Genomic DNA, 15,056 nt, shown 5'->3' with positions numbered 1-15,056 from the left:
CCGAAAGCCTGCGTGTTTTGCCATCAAGGTTGCTTCAGTATTATTTAATTTGAGCGCTCGCTTGACGGCAAACATGGAACTGACTCTCAGCAATCAACTGTAGATAAGTTTAGCAAACTATTTGCCACTTAAGTCTTGCTCCGCTGCGCTACATCCACCTGCCTTTCATCCCCAACCTTCTTCGTTGCGGAAGACGCTACGCTGTTCCTACACTACGCGAGGATGGGGAATTCCCGGCGAACTCGTTAAATGTTAAGTTTTTGCAGGCGACAAATCTCAAGCCAGAAATTTTCGATCGTCAATTGGCCGCATTATGACATTCTATCTAATCGATCGATCCGTTTGAACAAACGCAACAGAGCAAACCCAGCACCCGCAGCCAGCAAAGCCACAGCGACAGCGGGCCATACTTGATTGCTGACAAACAAAATTGTCGCCGACAAAGTAAAAGCACTCATCATCAAAGTATAATTAGTGCCCATTTGAACGTTGCTCATGCGGCGCATCAATCGCTCAGCTTCGGAAGAACGGACTCGAATCCGTAAATCTCCCTGTTCGAGTTTATCAATAGTCTCCTCAATCCGGCGGGGCAAACCCAAAGCAGTCGAACTCACCTGAGCCGCCTGACGGCCTAGTTCGTTAAAAATGCTGCTCGTTGCATCCGGCCCATTTCCATTAGTCATAAGCTGCATGGCAAAAGGTTGTGCCACCTCCATAAAGTTAAACTCGGGATCTAAACCCCGGCCCACGCCTTCAATCGTCGAAAAAGCTCGCATTACAAAAGTAAAGGTAGCTGGGAAGCGAAAAGGTTGGTCGTAGGCAATATCGTAAAGGTCATCGGTAATCGCACTCACGGACTGCTCTTCAAAAGGCTTATCCATGAAGTTATCGAGCATATACTGGATGCTGCGGCGCACGGGACTCATATCGCCTGTGGGAACCAAAGCGCCCAAGTTGATCAGAGAATCCATAATCCGCTGTCCATCCTTGGAAGCAATGCCGTAGAGAGTCTCCATCAGTCCTTCGCGGACGTTGGACTGGATTTGACCCATCATGCCGAAATCGTAGAAAATCAGAGATCCGTCAGCACTCACAGCGATATTGCCGGGGTGGGGATCTGCGTGGAAAAAGCCATCGTTGAGCAACTGCCGCAAATAAGCTTTAGCGCCTAACTGAGCGATTAATTTGCGATCGATCCCGGCTGCTTCGAGAGCTTCGTAGTGGCTGATTTTAATCCCTGGTAGGTATTCCAAAGTCAGCACTCGCGGAGCCGCGTAGCGCCAATAAACTCGTGGCACCTGCACCCAGTCGCAGTTGCTAAAATTGCGGCGAAAAGTATCAGCATTGCGGCCTTCATGGAGATAGTCTATTTCCAGCCACAGAATGCGACAACATTCCTCATAAATCCCCATCCAATCTCGGCCGCGGCCCCACTTAGGATGGTTTTGAAAATAGCGAGCAATCCCCTTGAGAATTTGCAAATCTATTTCAAACAGCTTTCGCAGTCCAGGGCGTTGCACTTTTACTACAACTTCCGGGCCCGAGTGCAGTTGAGCTTTGTGTACCTGACCCAAACTGGCAGCGGCCAGGGGCACAGGATCGAAGCTGCGGTAGAGTTCCTCAACAGTCTTGCCCAAATCTTGCTCGACAATTACCTCTAACTGTTCGTAGCTGAAAGCAGGCACTTTATCTTGCAGCTTAGAAAGTTCCTCGACAAACTCTGCCGGGAACAAGTCGGCGCGGGTGGAAAATAATTGTCCAACTTTAATGAAAGTCGGGCCTAAATCCAAGAGTGTTTCTCGAACCCAGATAGCTTGAAAGCGGCGTCTGGCAACTTTCTTTTCTTCAGTTACACCTCCCCAGTAGCTCCAGTTTTTGCTGTCGAACCACAGCGAAGCCAGCCAGAGCAAGACAAAGGCCCAAATGTCGAAGAAGCGTCGCTGCCGGGAATATTTTTCGCGATTCCAGCGATAAGCTTTACTTTTGTAGGATTTACCAGCAGTTTTTGGCTCATCGGCGTCGCTAGTACGCTTGGGGGAGCGCTGGCGATTAACAGAGTCATCAAGGAGAGCAGACACTTGGGTTCCCAAATTGCTTATTTTATGTTGTTGCTTTGATTGCAGGTAGGAAGGAGCGCAGGAGCGCATTGCTTTGCGCTCGTGTAACAATCAGTAGTTGTTGCGATCGTCACTTCGGAGCTATCGTCCGCTGGAATCGTCCTTTGTTAAGGCAAACTGCTGCGGTAGCGCTGCAATTCCGATCGCACGAGAGCGACTTCGGCGCGCAGCTCGTCGATCGTTACTTGCAAGTCTGCGGGATGGATGTCTTGAATGTCAGTAGTAGTGCTGGTGGTTCCAGTACCAGTTCTGGTCTGCATCGCCTCATCGGCAGCGCGATTGGCCCGTTCTACAACTTTATCTGTGAACTGGCGCAGGCGTTCTCTTTGTTCGGCGTCAAATTTGCCGAGTTCGGAGAAAGCGTTGGTTGCTGCGCTTTCTAATTGCTCGTACAGTGCTTCGGCAACTGCTCTTCCTACAAAAAAGGCATGAACTGGGGGTTTACTCATATAGAAATCTCTGTACGCTTCCGCAACAAATTATAACTTGCTTATCCTCGATGGCGCTTGTTCCCAAAGAAAGGAACTTTGCCCGAATCGATCGACCACCCTGGCTTGCACCGAAAAAAACAACTGTTTGCACCGATCGCGATCGCATATAGGGCGCCACCACGGTAACTCACGGCATTCTCGGCTCTAGTTTTACTCAAACCTTTCTCAAGCTTAGTAGGTTTGGCAGAACTAATGGGCGACCTCGAACAACCTAGCCGTCCGGTCTCAATATTAACATAATTTACCACAAAATATCAAATATTTATAAATTTTGGGGTTTCCATTCTGATTAGTTAGGTGATAGAAAATATTCGATAATTTCCGGCAATGGCTATTGATATTTTCTGAGTCGATCGCAGGTTGTGCGAAATTGTCTGTGGTTTGGAATGGCGTTATTCGCTCCACAATCGATGGATATTTAGTCAATCCTCAAACCAAGGATTAGTTCGCCCTTTTAAGCAAAAAAAAGAATACTAATTTGTCGCAGGTTCAGGATAAGGCACTGTCGGTTCTGGCACGGGGGGCGGCGAGTAAGGTGCGATCGAAGTACCGGAATTGCTGCCGTTTTGGCTTGGTATTGGCGGTTCGATCGATCCTAGGGCCGGTGACGGTACTGTCGGTGCGGATTCTTGCTGTGGGAATGTTTCAGAACTATTGGCAGCAGACGGGGCGGGTGCGGGTACGGGAGGGGAGGATCTGCGGGATTCGGGTGGCAGGGGCGGAACTTCTGGTACAGGTGCGGATGCTGCTTCGGGTGCTGGCTGGGTTTCAGTTTTAGGTTCTGGAATGGGGTACTCAGAGATCTGCGCTTCGGGATCGGGAGTTGGGGATGCTGAAGGTTCAGGATCTGGGGCGGGAGTCTCCGGGCTTGGGGAGGCAGAAGGTTGGGCGCTAGCTGTTGAGTTGTCGATCGGTTCTGGTATGCTGCTGTCTGACGTGGGTTTGGGGCGCTTGTTGAGTTGGAGTGGAACCAGAGGGCTGCTTTCGACAGACGGCTGCCCGAACATCGGCCCTGACAAATCACGGGATTTGAGCAAATCTTCCAAAGATGGGAAGGATTGAGTTGTGGATCTGTTGTTGCTGGCACTGATGCTGTGGTAGCGCCAGGCCAAGTCAAAACCCATCCAGCCAGCAATTGCAGCCGTGACGACAAACGCCAGCAAGGTCAACGGCAGGGGGGGAGGTGCTGGCAATCGCAAACTTTGCTTGTCTGTTCTCTGTGCGGGTAATCGCTCTGTTTCTTGCAGCATAGTAAGCCAATTTTCCACTGTCTGGGGGCGTTTCTGGGGGTCGGTTTCGAGTCCCTGAAGGATTGCTCGCTCAATGCCGGGGCTGAGGTTGGGCTGAAATTGCCGCAAAGAAGCCAGGGGAATGCGATCGCGCAGGGGTGCTGCTACGGGTGGTACGCCGGAGAGCAAGTAGTAAAGGGTGGCTGCGATCGCGTAAACATCTGTGGCAGGCGTACATTTACCGTCATAGAGGTATTGTTCGAGCGGCGCGTATCCTGGGGAAAGCAAGTTAGTGTGAGTTTGTTTCGTGTCGGCGATAAAGTCGCGAGCAACACCGAAGTCTATCAACATTACTAGATGAGAATCGGCTCGCCGGATCATATTTTCTGGATTGATGTCTCCGTGTAGCAATCCGCTGTGGTGAACTGTACTTACCGCTGAGGCTATTTGCCGAATGTAGTGCAGGGCCTGGGCTTCTGGTAGCGGCTGACTGGTTTCGACTATTTGGGCGAGAGTTTGGCCCGGAATGTAGTCCATCGCGATAAAAGACTGTCCGGCTTCTTCAAAAAAGTCAATTACCCTGACGATGTTTGAATGCTGGCATCGAGACAGGCGCTGGGCTTCGGCAATAAACTGCTGCTGAAACTGGGCAGAGGCTGGGTGTTGGCGCAGACTTTCGTTGAGGGTTTTGAGTACGACGGTTTGGTTTAATTGGGTGTGGGTAGCTCGGTAAGTGATGCCGAACCCTCCTCTGCCTAAAGTCGCGTTAATTGTGTATTTGCCCTTTTGCAGGACTGTTGCTGGCGCTAAGTTCATCTTTAGTTGATGCCGGTTCCCAAACTATGCTACCGCCTTTGGGTTATGAAAGCAGAGTTAGGGGTGAGGTTCGATCGACGATCGGCGCCCTAGGGCGTCGGTTTTGCTCTGCCAGGTCATCTTTGCCTCTGGCGGTTATTTTATCTGTAGCCGTCGTCTCAAAACTTAACACAATTTTTTGCCAATAAAAATCCCGCTCTTGTGGAACGGGAAAGCCATCAGGGTGCATCTATATGACTATGACTATAGCCCATGGGGGGTATAACCCCTCTTGCCTTTATCAAATCTTTACCAATCGCAGGCTTATGTAAAGATTTAGGTTTTTATTTGACTTGTGGTCACTGTTATGATATATCTTTTCAAAAAGATGAAGTATTGACCAATCAATCCCTCAATCCCCAATCTCAAATCGAAAAATGGAAAATCTCAACTTGTACCTCCAGAAAGCTGAGAAAGTCTATAGAAGGGAGTCCTACTTATACCATTTATCAAAAGTAGTGCTACAAAACAAGTGTTCGGTTTGTTCGATCGACTCTGTAGGTAAGATTCGTTGCCGCTCGAAAAGTGAATTAATTTTAGGGATTGTTGATGTATCCGCACCTTACGAATAATGTTGCCAGAGTTTTGAAAATTCATATTACAAACATGGTTGTTTGGTGAAAGCGCAATGGCACAGGTGCGTCGCTACTTGAAAATAGAAAAGTCTATTTTTTTGACTAATTTTTAATAGCAGTGTACCTTATACTATTTTTCTAAATAGCTCTCATATTCGCGGACGTTGTTGGGAAGAGAGCCCTCTTGGTTTCAGTGGTTATATAACCTGTCAGTCATACCTCACCTTTTTGAGAAAGGCTATACGACGACAAGAGATTGTAATTTATAGACTTTCCGTATTTTCTAAAGTCTGTTATAAATTTAAAAAAATGGTATTAGGACTCCAGCGTATTGAACTTTAATCTTCCTTACAATAAAAAATTTGTTTAAAGCCTATGGGTTTGGCGTATAAATTAAAATCAGACGATTCATTACCCCAATCCTCGGGCTTCCAGGTAGAAGTTGCTGTCAATTGTCAACTGTCAACTGTCAACTGAATTACCGTGCTTCGGCAAATGGTGCAGCAAATACCAAAACACCGCTATATTTGCGATAAAAACCACCAGCTTAAGTACGGTAAAACCATGAAATAACTCATATATTTCGGGCGGGATACTGATACCTACCAGCGCTAAAACCAAAATAGTCGCCCACCCTTTTTCGTACCACAAACCAACTGCTTCAAGAGCAGTTAAAGCGGCATAAAGTCCTGCTGCAAGTCCGCTAAATAGTAATGTTTTAGGCTTTACACTTAGAACTTTATCTAGTAGAAGCTCAATTATTTTTAATTTACTTTCCAAGAAGTACGATTCCGAAAAATCTTCCAAGGCTTGATGATTCTTCAGCGCTAAAAGTAAAGCGACGGAAGTTACTGTCAAGAGGGCTGCTACAAAAGTTTTGTAAACGACAATTGCGATTAAACCAGGAGGACGCTGTTTTTTCACGTAAATTCTCAAAAAATCTAATAATGTGCGACGATCGGCTTGTGAATAAGGAAGAAAAAAGTTCGGCAACGAATTCGCTGGCGCGAGATTTAACGGATATAAGATGGCTGTGCGGCAACGAGTCAGTGTACCCGATTAACGGATACAAGATGACGGTAAAATTCAGCAATTATTAGCCGATATATTTACAAAAAATAACGTGCTGCTGACATATATAGCCTTTCTCACAAAGATGAGGTATGACTGACAGCTTATATAACCCTTGAACTAAGAGGGCTGAAGCCCAACAACGTACCTCATATGAGAGCTAGAGCCGCTATAGCAGACTAAGATTGAGGGTAACGTTGTGCTAAGAAAGAGATCGCGCTAGCCCGATCGCCCAAATCGCCATCCAACGCAGCCGCCAACAAATCATCCAACATTACCTTAAACCCAGGCCCGGGCTTGTAACCCAAAGCCTTCAAGTCATTGCCGTTTAAAGGCGGCTCAACATTCGCCAACCGGGTGAGGTATTGCCAAATCTGGCGGCGGGCGCTGCGGGGGCTTTGCAGGGCGATCGCAATTAACAGCGGCAACTCATAATTCCTCAACAGAAACACTAATTGACTGGGTAAATTACACTTCAGTAAACCCTTTGCTAATTCCTGATTTCCAGCTTCCAAAACTTCCAGCCGCTTAATACTGTCAGCAGGTAACTGAAGATTTGTAGCCACTTTAACCCGATATTCCGGTGCTAAATAAGCGATCAAAACTTCCAGCCGCATCAGCCAATCTGGAATATTGATAATTGGGAATTGGGAATTGGGCATTGGGAATTGGGAATTGGGAATTGGGAATTGGGCATCGGGCATTAGGAATTGGGCATTGGGAATAGTTTGTTCCTTCTTCCTTCTTCCTTCTTCCTTCTTTCCTCTTCCTTCTTCCTTCTTCCGACTTCCCTCTTCCTTCTTCCGACTTCCCTCGGATTTCTTCCTTCCATTCAAACATCGATCGAGCAAACGCAGTCGCCGCCACAACGGACGATCCAAATCTAAAGTAGGATGAATACAGCGCAAAGCTTGCAAATCTCCCAACATCTGCAAAGCAACCTGCCAATAAGGAGCTTGCAAAATGTACTTCAATTCACTTTTGAGGCGAGTTTCCAAAGCCGGAGCTCTGCCGTTTTCCCCCTGAATTCGGTAATAAATTCCGCTTTCCAAAGCGTGGCGGATGTATCCTTCAGTCTGCGATTCAATGGAAAATCCCAGCCGTACCGCAAACCGCACCGCCCGATAAATCCGCGTCGGATCTTCGATAAAACTGTTAGCGTGCAAAACTCGAATTTGCCGCGCTTCCAAATCTAGCAAACCGCCAAAAAAATCTAACAATTCCCCACTGCGCGGCACACCCAACCGTACAGCCAACGCATTAATTGTAAAATCTCGGCGGTACAAATCTTGGCGGATCGAACTCGCTTCAACTTCAGGATTTGCAGCCGGATAAGGATAAAATTCAGTACGAGCCGTAGCAATATCCAGCCACAGCGAACCGAAAGCAGAGTCTTTGTGCCACAGCAGCGCGGCGGTTTGAAATTGACCGTGAACGTCTAAACGCGAGTCTGGGTATAATTTCTGGAGCGCTGAGGCTAATTCGACACCGGCACCGGAATCGTCGGTACCGCAGTTGCCATCAACTACCAAATCAATATCAGTTAGGGTAACAGGCAAGATGCCTGTTCCACAAGAGTTTAATGTTGTGGGGTGGGCATCTTGCCCGCCCTTGGTGTCATTCAAAGCTAATAATAAATCGCGGACTGCTCCACCGACAATATAAAGTTGCCAGCCGCGCTCTCGTGCAATGTTGGCAGCGATCGACAATAATTGCCATAATTCGCTACTAATGCCCGATCGCAACAACTGCTCAACCGACTCAGATACAGGATAATTAGACAACTCAGCATTACTTCCACTATCGCGCGCTTTTTGCTGGTGCAATTCCCGCAATACGTCAGTGCGAGTCACAATTCCCACCAGTTGGCCGTTTTCCAATACCGGCAAACGCCCGATATCGTATGTCACCATTAAAGCTTCAATTTCTGGCAGCAAGGTATCCGGGGCGATCGTTTTTAGCTGCGGAGTCATGTAACCCTTAACCGGAGCGTGACTGAAACCGTGGTGGAGGGCGATATCAATGTCGCGGCGCGAGATAATGCCTGCCAGTAGATCGCCCGTATCGACCACTGAAAGTCCAGAATGTCCGTAACGTAGGAGGATACGGTGAGCCTCTCTCACGGAGATTTCCGGGCGAATGCTCCTCACTGGGGATGACATTAATTCGCGGGCGGTGGGAGGGTGCGGGATTTGAGCTTTGAGTTCGTCGGCTAATTGATTTAAAGTCAGCAGGGCGTCAACATCTCGGGTGGCGAGGGATGCGGCGCGGGCGTGGCCTCCGCCGCCGAAAGGTTTGAACAATTCGCTGAGGTTTGTGCCTTCGATGCGCGATCGACCGATAATAGCTAAGCGGTTGGAAACTGGCGATTGGGCGATGTTGCGGTTGTCGTTTTCGCTAAATTTATAGACATTGCCTAAAAGTAGAGCATCGCTTTCAGTTAAATCCAACAAGCGAGAAGCTAGCGCCGAAAGTCCGGGCACGTAGGCTTCAGTAGAAAGTAATACCCAAGCTACTGTATAACCGTGCAAGGTTTGCGATCGCAAATTCTCCAATGCTTCTCTGAGCAAATCCTGCAATTGCGGAGACAAACCGGGTTCTACATATTCAGAGATTACCCGCAAACTTGCTCCTTGTTCCATCAACCACGCCAAAGCCATTGCATCTCGCGCGGTTGCGCCGTCGAAGGTGAGGGAACCGGTATCGACGTGGATACCGAGGGCCATGACTGTGGCTTCTGAAGGTAAAAGCCGGGATACTGTATCGCCGTTTTCTGCTGAATTTTTGAGTTTTTCGCGGAGTTTTTCGACAATTAATGTGGTGGTTGCGCCGACAGCTTCGATTTGGGTAACAGTCGCGGGGATGTCCAAATCGGCTTGCAGGTGGTGGTCAAAAACCGCTATTTCGTTGAGGTGTGGCAAATCCAGCCATTCGGCGGCTTTTCCTAAACGATCGCGCCCCGAGGCATCTACTATAGTAATCGATCGAATTTGTTGCGGATTGACCGATCGGCGTTCGATCAGCGGGTACTCGTCGCGGTGCAGCGCCAAAAAATCCCGCACTGTCGGGTGACAACCCCCAGTCAGCACAATTCTGCTACCGGGGCGCAGCACGCAAAGTCCCACCGCTGCTCCCAAGCTGTCAAAATCTGCTGTTGTGTGGCACAAAACTAAGTCCATAGCCGAAAATCTCGCATCTCTCACTCCCACACTAGCAATTTCTGGGGCTTTGATACCGGGCGATCGCACTATAGCAAAACTTACGCATGGGGCTAGAAACCGGGTTTAGGTAAAAAAATTGCGACGAGGAACCAGAAATCACCTAATAAACCCGGTTTCCGAGGTTTAATGCGACCTCGACTGCTTAACTCAGCCTTCAGCCTGTCTTGAACCCAGTGTTCTGTCAAGTAGCGAACAATGATAAAATTGATGTAAATCTCAAGAGCCGCTGGCGCCTGTTCGCGCAACGCCCGAATTTGCAAAGTCTCTTTCGTATCAATCAACCGACAATTTCTGGATTAATATCGGGATACAGTCAGTCGATTGTAGATTGTAGATTTTAGATTTACTCCACAGATCGATCTGGGAGATGCAACTTTGGTCTAAGATTTTGAAATCTCCACGACGTAAGTCGGGGAAGTGAACCCGTTTTTAAATGGGTCAAAAACTATAATCTGGAATTTTTATCCAGATTATTACAAACTATTTCTCGTCAACGCACGGCTATATCGAAAGGAGAAAAAATGTTATCAATTCTGTTTCAATTGGTTTTACTGGCTCTCGTACTGCTGTCTTTTGTGATGGTAGTTGGCGTGCCTGTTGCTTATGCCTCTCCCCAAAACTGGAATCAGTCTAAATCCTTGATTTTTGTAGGTTCAGGTCTGTGGTTCTTGCTGGTTATTGCAGTGGCTGTATTGAACTTTTTGGTAGTTTAAGCTCGCCCATCGCTCTCGAATAAAGAAGGTAAAAGATAGAAGGCTGAAGGCATTAACCAGAATTTTGAAGGTATTCGGTATTCGGTACCCACTAAAAAATTTCCAATCCGCGCGATCCTGTATGTTTGTGCACTTGAGATTAAAATCAGATGTTTCTGCTTTCTAAACTTTACCTTCTGGCAAACAAAAATCTAAAATCTAAAACCTAAAATCTAAAATTAGAGCACTATGGCAGTTTTCGAGGGAAATTTTACTCAAACAGAATCTTTGCGATTTGCGATTGTCATCGGTCGTTTTAACGATTTGATTGTCAACAAACTTTTGGAAGGATGTCAAGATTGTTTGAAACGCCACGGCGTTGATATCAATCCTCATGGAAATCAAGTTGATTTTTATTGGGTTCCCGGATGTTTTGAAATTCCTTTGGTGGCCCGCAAAGCTGCTCTTTCTGGCCGCTACGATGCGGTAATCTGTCTGGGTGCGGTAATTCGCGGTCAAACTCCGCATTTCGATTTTGTAGCTGGTGAGGTTTCTAAAGGAATTGCTGCTGCTGCTTTTCAAAGTGGTGTCCCGGTGATTTTTGGCGTGGTGACGACTGACACGATGCAGCAAGCTTTGGAAAGGGCGGGAATTAAGAGCAATTTGGGCTGGAATTATGGGATGAGTGCTCTGGAAATGGGCACTTTGATGCGTCAAGTTAATAGTTTGGGTGGAAGTTCTTACGATCGATTACCGGAGGCTGCTGCTGTTCAAGTGCTCCCGGGCGATCGGGCTTAATATATCTTCTCAGATAACTCGGCGATTGAAATCGCGTCTACAAAAACAAAGTCCGCGCAACGCGAGACTAAGAAATAAAGTAGGTAAGGAAAGCTACGAATAGTGTCACCGCGAAAAGATTCTCGATCGCAGAATATCACCGTTTGGGAAAACTGGGATTTTTCGCTCCCGATGAGCAAGTAGAATTGATTCGCGGAGAAATTATCATCAAAGCTGCTAAAACTACGTTTCATTCTGTTTGTAATTCGCTACTATTAGGAGAGTTGTGCACGCTGGCGATAAAAAAGGCGATCGTGCGCGGTCAAGAGCCGATAATTTTATCTACTACAGATAGCGAACCAGAACCTGATGTGGTTATCGCCCGCAATCGTTCCGATCGTTATTTAGCTTCTCACCCGGAGCCTGCGGATATCTTGTTAGTAATTGAGGTTTCTGATTCTACTTTAAAGTACGATCGCGAAACAAAGCTATCTCTCTATGCCGAATCTGGAATTGCTAATTATTGGATATTTAATTTAGTCGATCGTCAACTCGAAATGCACAGCGAACCTTATCAAAAAAGACAAGGTGATTTCAATTATCGATCGCAAAAAGTCGTTCTGCAAAATGAGGCTGTCGTAATTCCGGGGTTTCCCGATTTGTCTCTGGATTTGTCTTTGGTGTTTCCAGCCTAAGCTGAATTGACTTTAAAACACTCCCTGAATTTTCAGTATAATTTTATACATTTATTGTTAATCGCGATCGCCCTTTTGGCTTACTGAGTATCCTAGGATACATAAACTTCCTCAAATACTGATTTATCTGTAAAGTTTTTAACTAAAAATCGCCCATTATCTAATATTCCTCAACAGTTTTATGAGATTTATCTAAATTTGGTTGCACAAATATGAGAAATTCGTTATGTTAAGTTTTGTGTAAGCATTGAGGCCGTCTCAACTCGATCCTAGGATGGCTTTCAGTACAAATGCTGTACAAACAGTATTTAACGTATTCTTAACAAACAGGTTTGAAAGTGAACTTTCAGGTCAATTGTTAACGTAATATTAAATAATTAATTTGTCCAGTTAATACCTAGGAAGCTTACCAACAAAGGGATTGATAATTTTGAGGTTCGCCCGGATACTTACAGTTACTTACCAACATGAAAGTGAAAAAAATTTATGGGTGACATTCAAGCTACGTTTACAGCTACCGATCGCGCTTTTCACATTGAAGGGTACGAAAAAATTGATTTCAGTCTACTCTATGTAGATGGCGCTTTCAAACTCGAAAATCCAGAAATTGCGGATAGCTATCGGCAATTTGGTCGCTGTCTAATGGTTGTAGACCAGACAGTGTATGGTTTGTACGGCAAGCAGATGCACTCTTACTTCCAGTATCACGAGATAGATTTAACCGTCTTTCCAGTGAGTATCAAGGAACCAGATAAAACCTTAACCACCTTTGAAAGCATCATAGATGCCTTTGTTGATTTCGGACTGGTGCGGAAAGAACCTGTATTGGTGGTTGGTGGTGGATTGACTACTGACGTAACAGGTTTTGCCTGCTCCTCCTATCGCCGTCGGACTAACTACATTCGCGTACCAACAACCCTAATTGGGCTGATTGATGCGAGTGTGGCGATCAAGGTAGCTGTGAATCACGGTAAACTAAAAAACCGCCTCGGTGCTTACCATGCTTCGCAGAAAGTAATTTTAGATTTCTCCTTCCTGAAAACTCTGCCGATCGACCAAATACGCAACGGCATGGCAGAGTTAATTAAGATCGCGGTTGTTGGCAACAAAGAAATCTTTGAATTGTTGGAAAACTACGGCGAAGCATTGCTGCACAGCCACTTTGGGTATCTAGATGGCACATCAGAACTGCGAGAAGTGGCGCATCGCTTAACCTACAATGCGATTCAATCAATGCTAGCCTTAGAAGTACCAAACCTGCACGAGCTAGATTTGGATCGAGTGATTGCCTATGGTCACACTTGGAGTCCGACGCTGGAACTAACACCGGAAATTCCGATGTTCCACGGCCATAGTGTCGCCATCGATATGGCTTTTTCGGCGACTATTGCTCAACAACGGGGCTACATTTCGATCGCCTCGCGCGATCGCATCCTAGGATTAATGAGTCGCCTCGGACTAGCAATTGATAGCCCTCATCTTACATCAGAATTGCTCTGGAAAGCAACAACATCCATCGCCCGTACCCGTGACGGTCTCCAACGTGCGGCGGCTCCATGCCCCATTGGTGACTGCTTTTTCATGAATGATTTGACTCGGACTGAGTTAGATGAAGCCCTAGCGGTGCATCAAAAAATCTGTCATGGCTACCCACGCAATGGCGATGGCGAGAATATGTATGTGGTACTGAACAAAGTTGGAACTCCTTCCACCGCAGGGGTATAAGGATGAGACCTGTTACCCCAGTCGGGATTTTGGCTGCGAAACTGGAAAGTCTTGTGCAGCAGGTAGAGTCAATTGATGCGATCGATCGAGCTTTCAAGGCAGAATTACAACAAGCCTATGAGTTGGCAAATGGTCTCGATCCTTACCTGAACCTTTGTACCACAGCAGAATCTCCCGCCTTAGCCACCTTAGTCAAGCGCACCCAATCAGAAGATTGGAGTAAGCGATTCTCCGATGGTGAAACAGTGCGCCACTTGGAACAAGAGATGCTTTCCGGCCATGTGGAAGGGCAAATGCTGAAATTTCTCGTCCATCTGACGAAGGCACAGCGCGTGCTGGAAATCGGGATGTTTACTGGCTACTCAGCACTAGCGATGGCTGAAGCCCTGCCGGTTGATGGAGAAGTGGTAGCCTGCGAAGTAGATACTTACGTTGCTGAATTTGCCCAGAAGTGTTTCGACGAATCGACGGCTGGCCACAAAATATCAGTGAAGGTGGCACCGGCTTTAGAAACCATGAAGCAATTGGCTGCTGCTGGAGAAGTGTTCGATTTAGTGTTTATCGATGCTGATAAAGCTGGATACACAGATTATCTCGATTTACTACTCACCACAAGTTTGTTGGCACCCAATGGCTTGATTTGTGCCGATAATACTCTGATGCAGGGACAGCCCTATTTGTCGGGTACTGCTACTGCTAACGGAGTTGCGATCGCTAAATTCAACCAGGCTGTAGTTGACGATCCGCGCGTAGAGCAGGTGTTAGTGCCATTGAGAGATGGGATTACCTTGATTCGGCGCGTTTAGCAAAATTAATAAGGAGACGGCAATGCCGTGTCCCTACCCCAAAATAATATTGTAGGGAAACGGCACTGCCGTATCCTGATTTCCGGCAACATTAATGAGGAGACAGCAACATTAATGAGGAGACGGCAATGCCGTGTCCCTACCCCAAAATAATCAGGTAGGGAAACGGCACTGCCGTCTCCTGATTTACTGCTTATGCTATAGTTAAGTAGAAATCTTTGTAATTACCAATTGCTAAGATAATGCAAGCTAAAGAAATATCAATTTCCCTACCACAATCACTACTACAGTTCATTGAAAGCTACAAAATTGCTAAAGGATGCAAATCGCCATCCAAAGTAATTGAATTAGCTTTAGAATTGTTGAGGAATCAAGAACTAGAATCTGCTTACCGACAAGCATCTAGTGAAGTAGACTCCGTTTGGGATTTAACGGTTGCCGATGGATTAACAGATGAAACGTGGTGAAATTTACTACGCGAATCTCAGTCCTACGGTTGGTTCTGAGATAGACAAACGCCGTCCCGTATTGGTGGTAAGCAATGATGCTAATAACCGTGCCGCCAATACAGTTACAATTCTACCAATTACCTCGAATATAACCCGTATCTACCCTTTCGAGGTATTGCTAAATCCAGAGGATAGCGGTTTATCCAAATCTTCTAAAGTGCAAGCACAGCAAATACGGACAATTTCTAAACAGCGAATTACCAGCGATGCAGTGGGAAGTTTGAATGAGGAAATTATGCAGCTTGTAAATATTGCTCTAAAACTGCATTTAGATGTCGATTAACATAGAGAAT

14 protein-coding genes are annotated in these 15,056 nt (G+C 46.5%); 7 read left to right on the top strand and 7 right to left on the bottom strand.

Translation table 11 applies throughout. The features are described from left to right. Window positions 1-311 precede the first annotated feature (311 nt). The 7 genes from JGK07_RS24360 to JGK07_RS24330 form a co-directional block, all read right to left on the bottom strand. Window positions 312-2,078, bottom strand: coding sequence for an AarF/ABC1/UbiB kinase family protein (locus tag JGK07_RS24360; protein WP_293184903.1), 1,767 nt, complete (start codon window positions 2,076-2,078; stop codon window positions 312-314). Window positions 2,079-2,224: 146 nt separating this feature from the next. After that, complete coding sequence (locus JGK07_RS24355) at window positions 2,225-2,566, bottom strand: DUF6825 family protein (RefSeq protein WP_293184904.1); 342 nt, start codon at window positions 2,564-2,566, stop codon at window positions 2,225-2,227. 41 nt (window positions 2,567-2,607) lie between these two features. Then, window positions 2,608-2,766, bottom strand: a complete 159-nt coding sequence (locus tag JGK07_RS24350; protein ID WP_293184905.1) for a hypothetical protein — start codon at window positions 2,764-2,766, stop codon at window positions 2,608-2,610. A gap of 315 nt (window positions 2,767-3,081) precedes the next feature. Next, on the bottom strand, window positions 3,082-4,653 hold the full coding sequence (locus JGK07_RS24345; RefSeq protein ID WP_293184906.1) for a protein kinase: 1,572 nt from the start codon (window positions 4,651-4,653) through the stop codon (window positions 3,082-3,084). A 1,076-nt stretch (window positions 4,654-5,729) separates the two neighbouring features. After that, window positions 5,730-6,260 carry a DUF2127 domain-containing protein gene (locus JGK07_RS24340; protein WP_293184907.1) on the bottom strand — a complete coding sequence of 177 codons (531 nt, stop codon included), beginning with the start codon at window positions 6,258-6,260 and terminating at the stop codon, window positions 5,730-5,732. Between the two features lie 257 nt (window positions 6,261-6,517). Further along, window positions 6,518-9,517: a CBS domain-containing protein gene (locus JGK07_RS24335; protein WP_293242996.1), complete on the bottom strand. Its 3,000-nt coding sequence runs from the start codon at window positions 9,515-9,517 to the stop codon at window positions 6,518-6,520. Between the two features lie 92 nt (window positions 9,518-9,609). After that, entirely contained in the window at window positions 9,610-9,840 is a 231-nt protein-coding gene (locus JGK07_RS24330; RefSeq protein ID WP_293184908.1) for a hypothetical protein, read from the bottom strand. Between the two features lie 240 nt (window positions 9,841-10,080). Between JGK07_RS24330 and psbZ the strand changes: the two genes are divergently transcribed. The 7 genes from psbZ (at window position 10,081) to JGK07_RS24295 (ending at window position 15,046) form a co-directional block, all read left to right on the top strand. Continuing rightward, window positions 10,081-10,272: a photosystem II reaction center protein PsbZ gene (psbZ, locus tag JGK07_RS24325; RefSeq protein ID WP_293184909.1), complete on the top strand. Its 192-nt coding sequence runs from the start codon at window positions 10,081-10,083 to the stop codon at window positions 10,270-10,272. A 228-nt stretch (window positions 10,273-10,500) separates the two neighbouring features. Next, a complete protein-coding gene (gene ribH, locus JGK07_RS24320) occupies window positions 10,501-11,049 on the top strand; it encodes a 6,7-dimethyl-8-ribityllumazine synthase (protein ID WP_293184911.1) in 549 nt (182 codons plus the stop codon). Window positions 11,050-11,174: 125 nt separating this feature from the next. Beyond that, entirely contained in the window at window positions 11,175-11,723 is a 549-nt protein-coding gene (locus JGK07_RS24315) for a Uma2 family endonuclease (RefSeq protein ID WP_293184977.1), read from the top strand. 486 nt (window positions 11,724-12,209) lie between these two features. Then, window positions 12,210-13,448 (top strand): sedoheptulose 7-phosphate cyclase, encoded by a 1,239-nt coding sequence (locus tag JGK07_RS24310; protein WP_293191712.1) that lies wholly within the window; start codon window positions 12,210-12,212, stop codon window positions 13,446-13,448. A 2-nt stretch (window positions 13,449-13,450) separates the two neighbouring features. Further along, window positions 13,451-14,254 (top strand): class I SAM-dependent methyltransferase, encoded by an 804-nt coding sequence (locus JGK07_RS24305; RefSeq protein ID WP_293220256.1) that lies wholly within the window; start codon window positions 13,451-13,453, stop codon window positions 14,252-14,254. Between the two features lie 242 nt (window positions 14,255-14,496). Further along, on the top strand, window positions 14,497-14,721 hold the full coding sequence (locus JGK07_RS24300; protein WP_293184915.1) for a CopG family transcriptional regulator: 225 nt from the start codon (window positions 14,497-14,499) through the stop codon (window positions 14,719-14,721). After that, window positions 14,708-15,046 carry a type II toxin-antitoxin system PemK/MazF family toxin gene (locus JGK07_RS24295; protein WP_293184916.1) on the top strand — a complete coding sequence of 113 codons (339 nt, stop codon included), beginning with the start codon at window positions 14,708-14,710 and terminating at the stop codon, window positions 15,044-15,046. Before JGK07_RS24300 ends, JGK07_RS24295 begins: the two co-directional genes overlap by 14 nt. Window positions 15,047-15,056: the final 10 nt, after the last annotated feature.

Source organism: Microcoleus sp. PH2017_24_DOB_U_A (assembly GCF_020738205.1).
In the GTDB taxonomy this organism is placed as follows: domain Bacteria; phylum Cyanobacteriota; class Cyanobacteriia; order Cyanobacteriales; family Microcoleaceae; genus Microcoleus.
This window is presented reverse-complemented; position numbering and strand designations above follow the sequence as displayed.

Excerpts from the sequence above, each read along its gene's own strand:
- JGK07_RS24310 (WP_293191712.1), top strand. The coding sequence starts at position 12,210 with ATGGGTGACATTCAAGCTACGTTTACAGCTACCGATCGCGCTTTTCAC.
- JGK07_RS24300 (WP_293184915.1), top strand. The coding sequence starts at position 14,497 with ATGCAAGCTAAAGAAATATCAATTTCCCTACCACAATCACTACTACAG.
- JGK07_RS24295 (WP_293184916.1), top strand. The coding sequence starts at position 14,708 with ATGAAACGTGGTGAAATTTACTACGCGAATCTCAGTCCTACGGTTGGT.
- psbZ (WP_293184909.1), top strand. The coding sequence starts at position 10,081 with ATGTTATCAATTCTGTTTCAATTGGTTTTACTGGCTCTCGTACTGCTG.
- JGK07_RS24355 (WP_293184904.1), bottom strand. The coding sequence starts at position 2,566 with ATGAGTAAACCCCCAGTTCATGCCTTTTTTGTAGGAAGAGCAGTTGCC.
- JGK07_RS24335 (WP_293242996.1), bottom strand. The coding sequence starts at position 9,517 with ATGGACTTAGTTTTGTGCCACACAACAGCAGATTTTGACAGCTTGGGA.
- JGK07_RS24305 (WP_293220256.1), top strand. The coding sequence starts at position 13,451 with ATGAGACCTGTTACCCCAGTCGGGATTTTGGCTGCGAAACTGGAAAGT.
- ribH (WP_293184911.1), top strand. The coding sequence starts at position 10,501 with ATGGCAGTTTTCGAGGGAAATTTTACTCAAACAGAATCTTTGCGATTT.
- JGK07_RS24345 (WP_293184906.1), bottom strand. The coding sequence starts at position 4,653 with ATGAACTTAGCGCCAGCAACAGTCCTGCAAAAGGGCAAATACACAATT.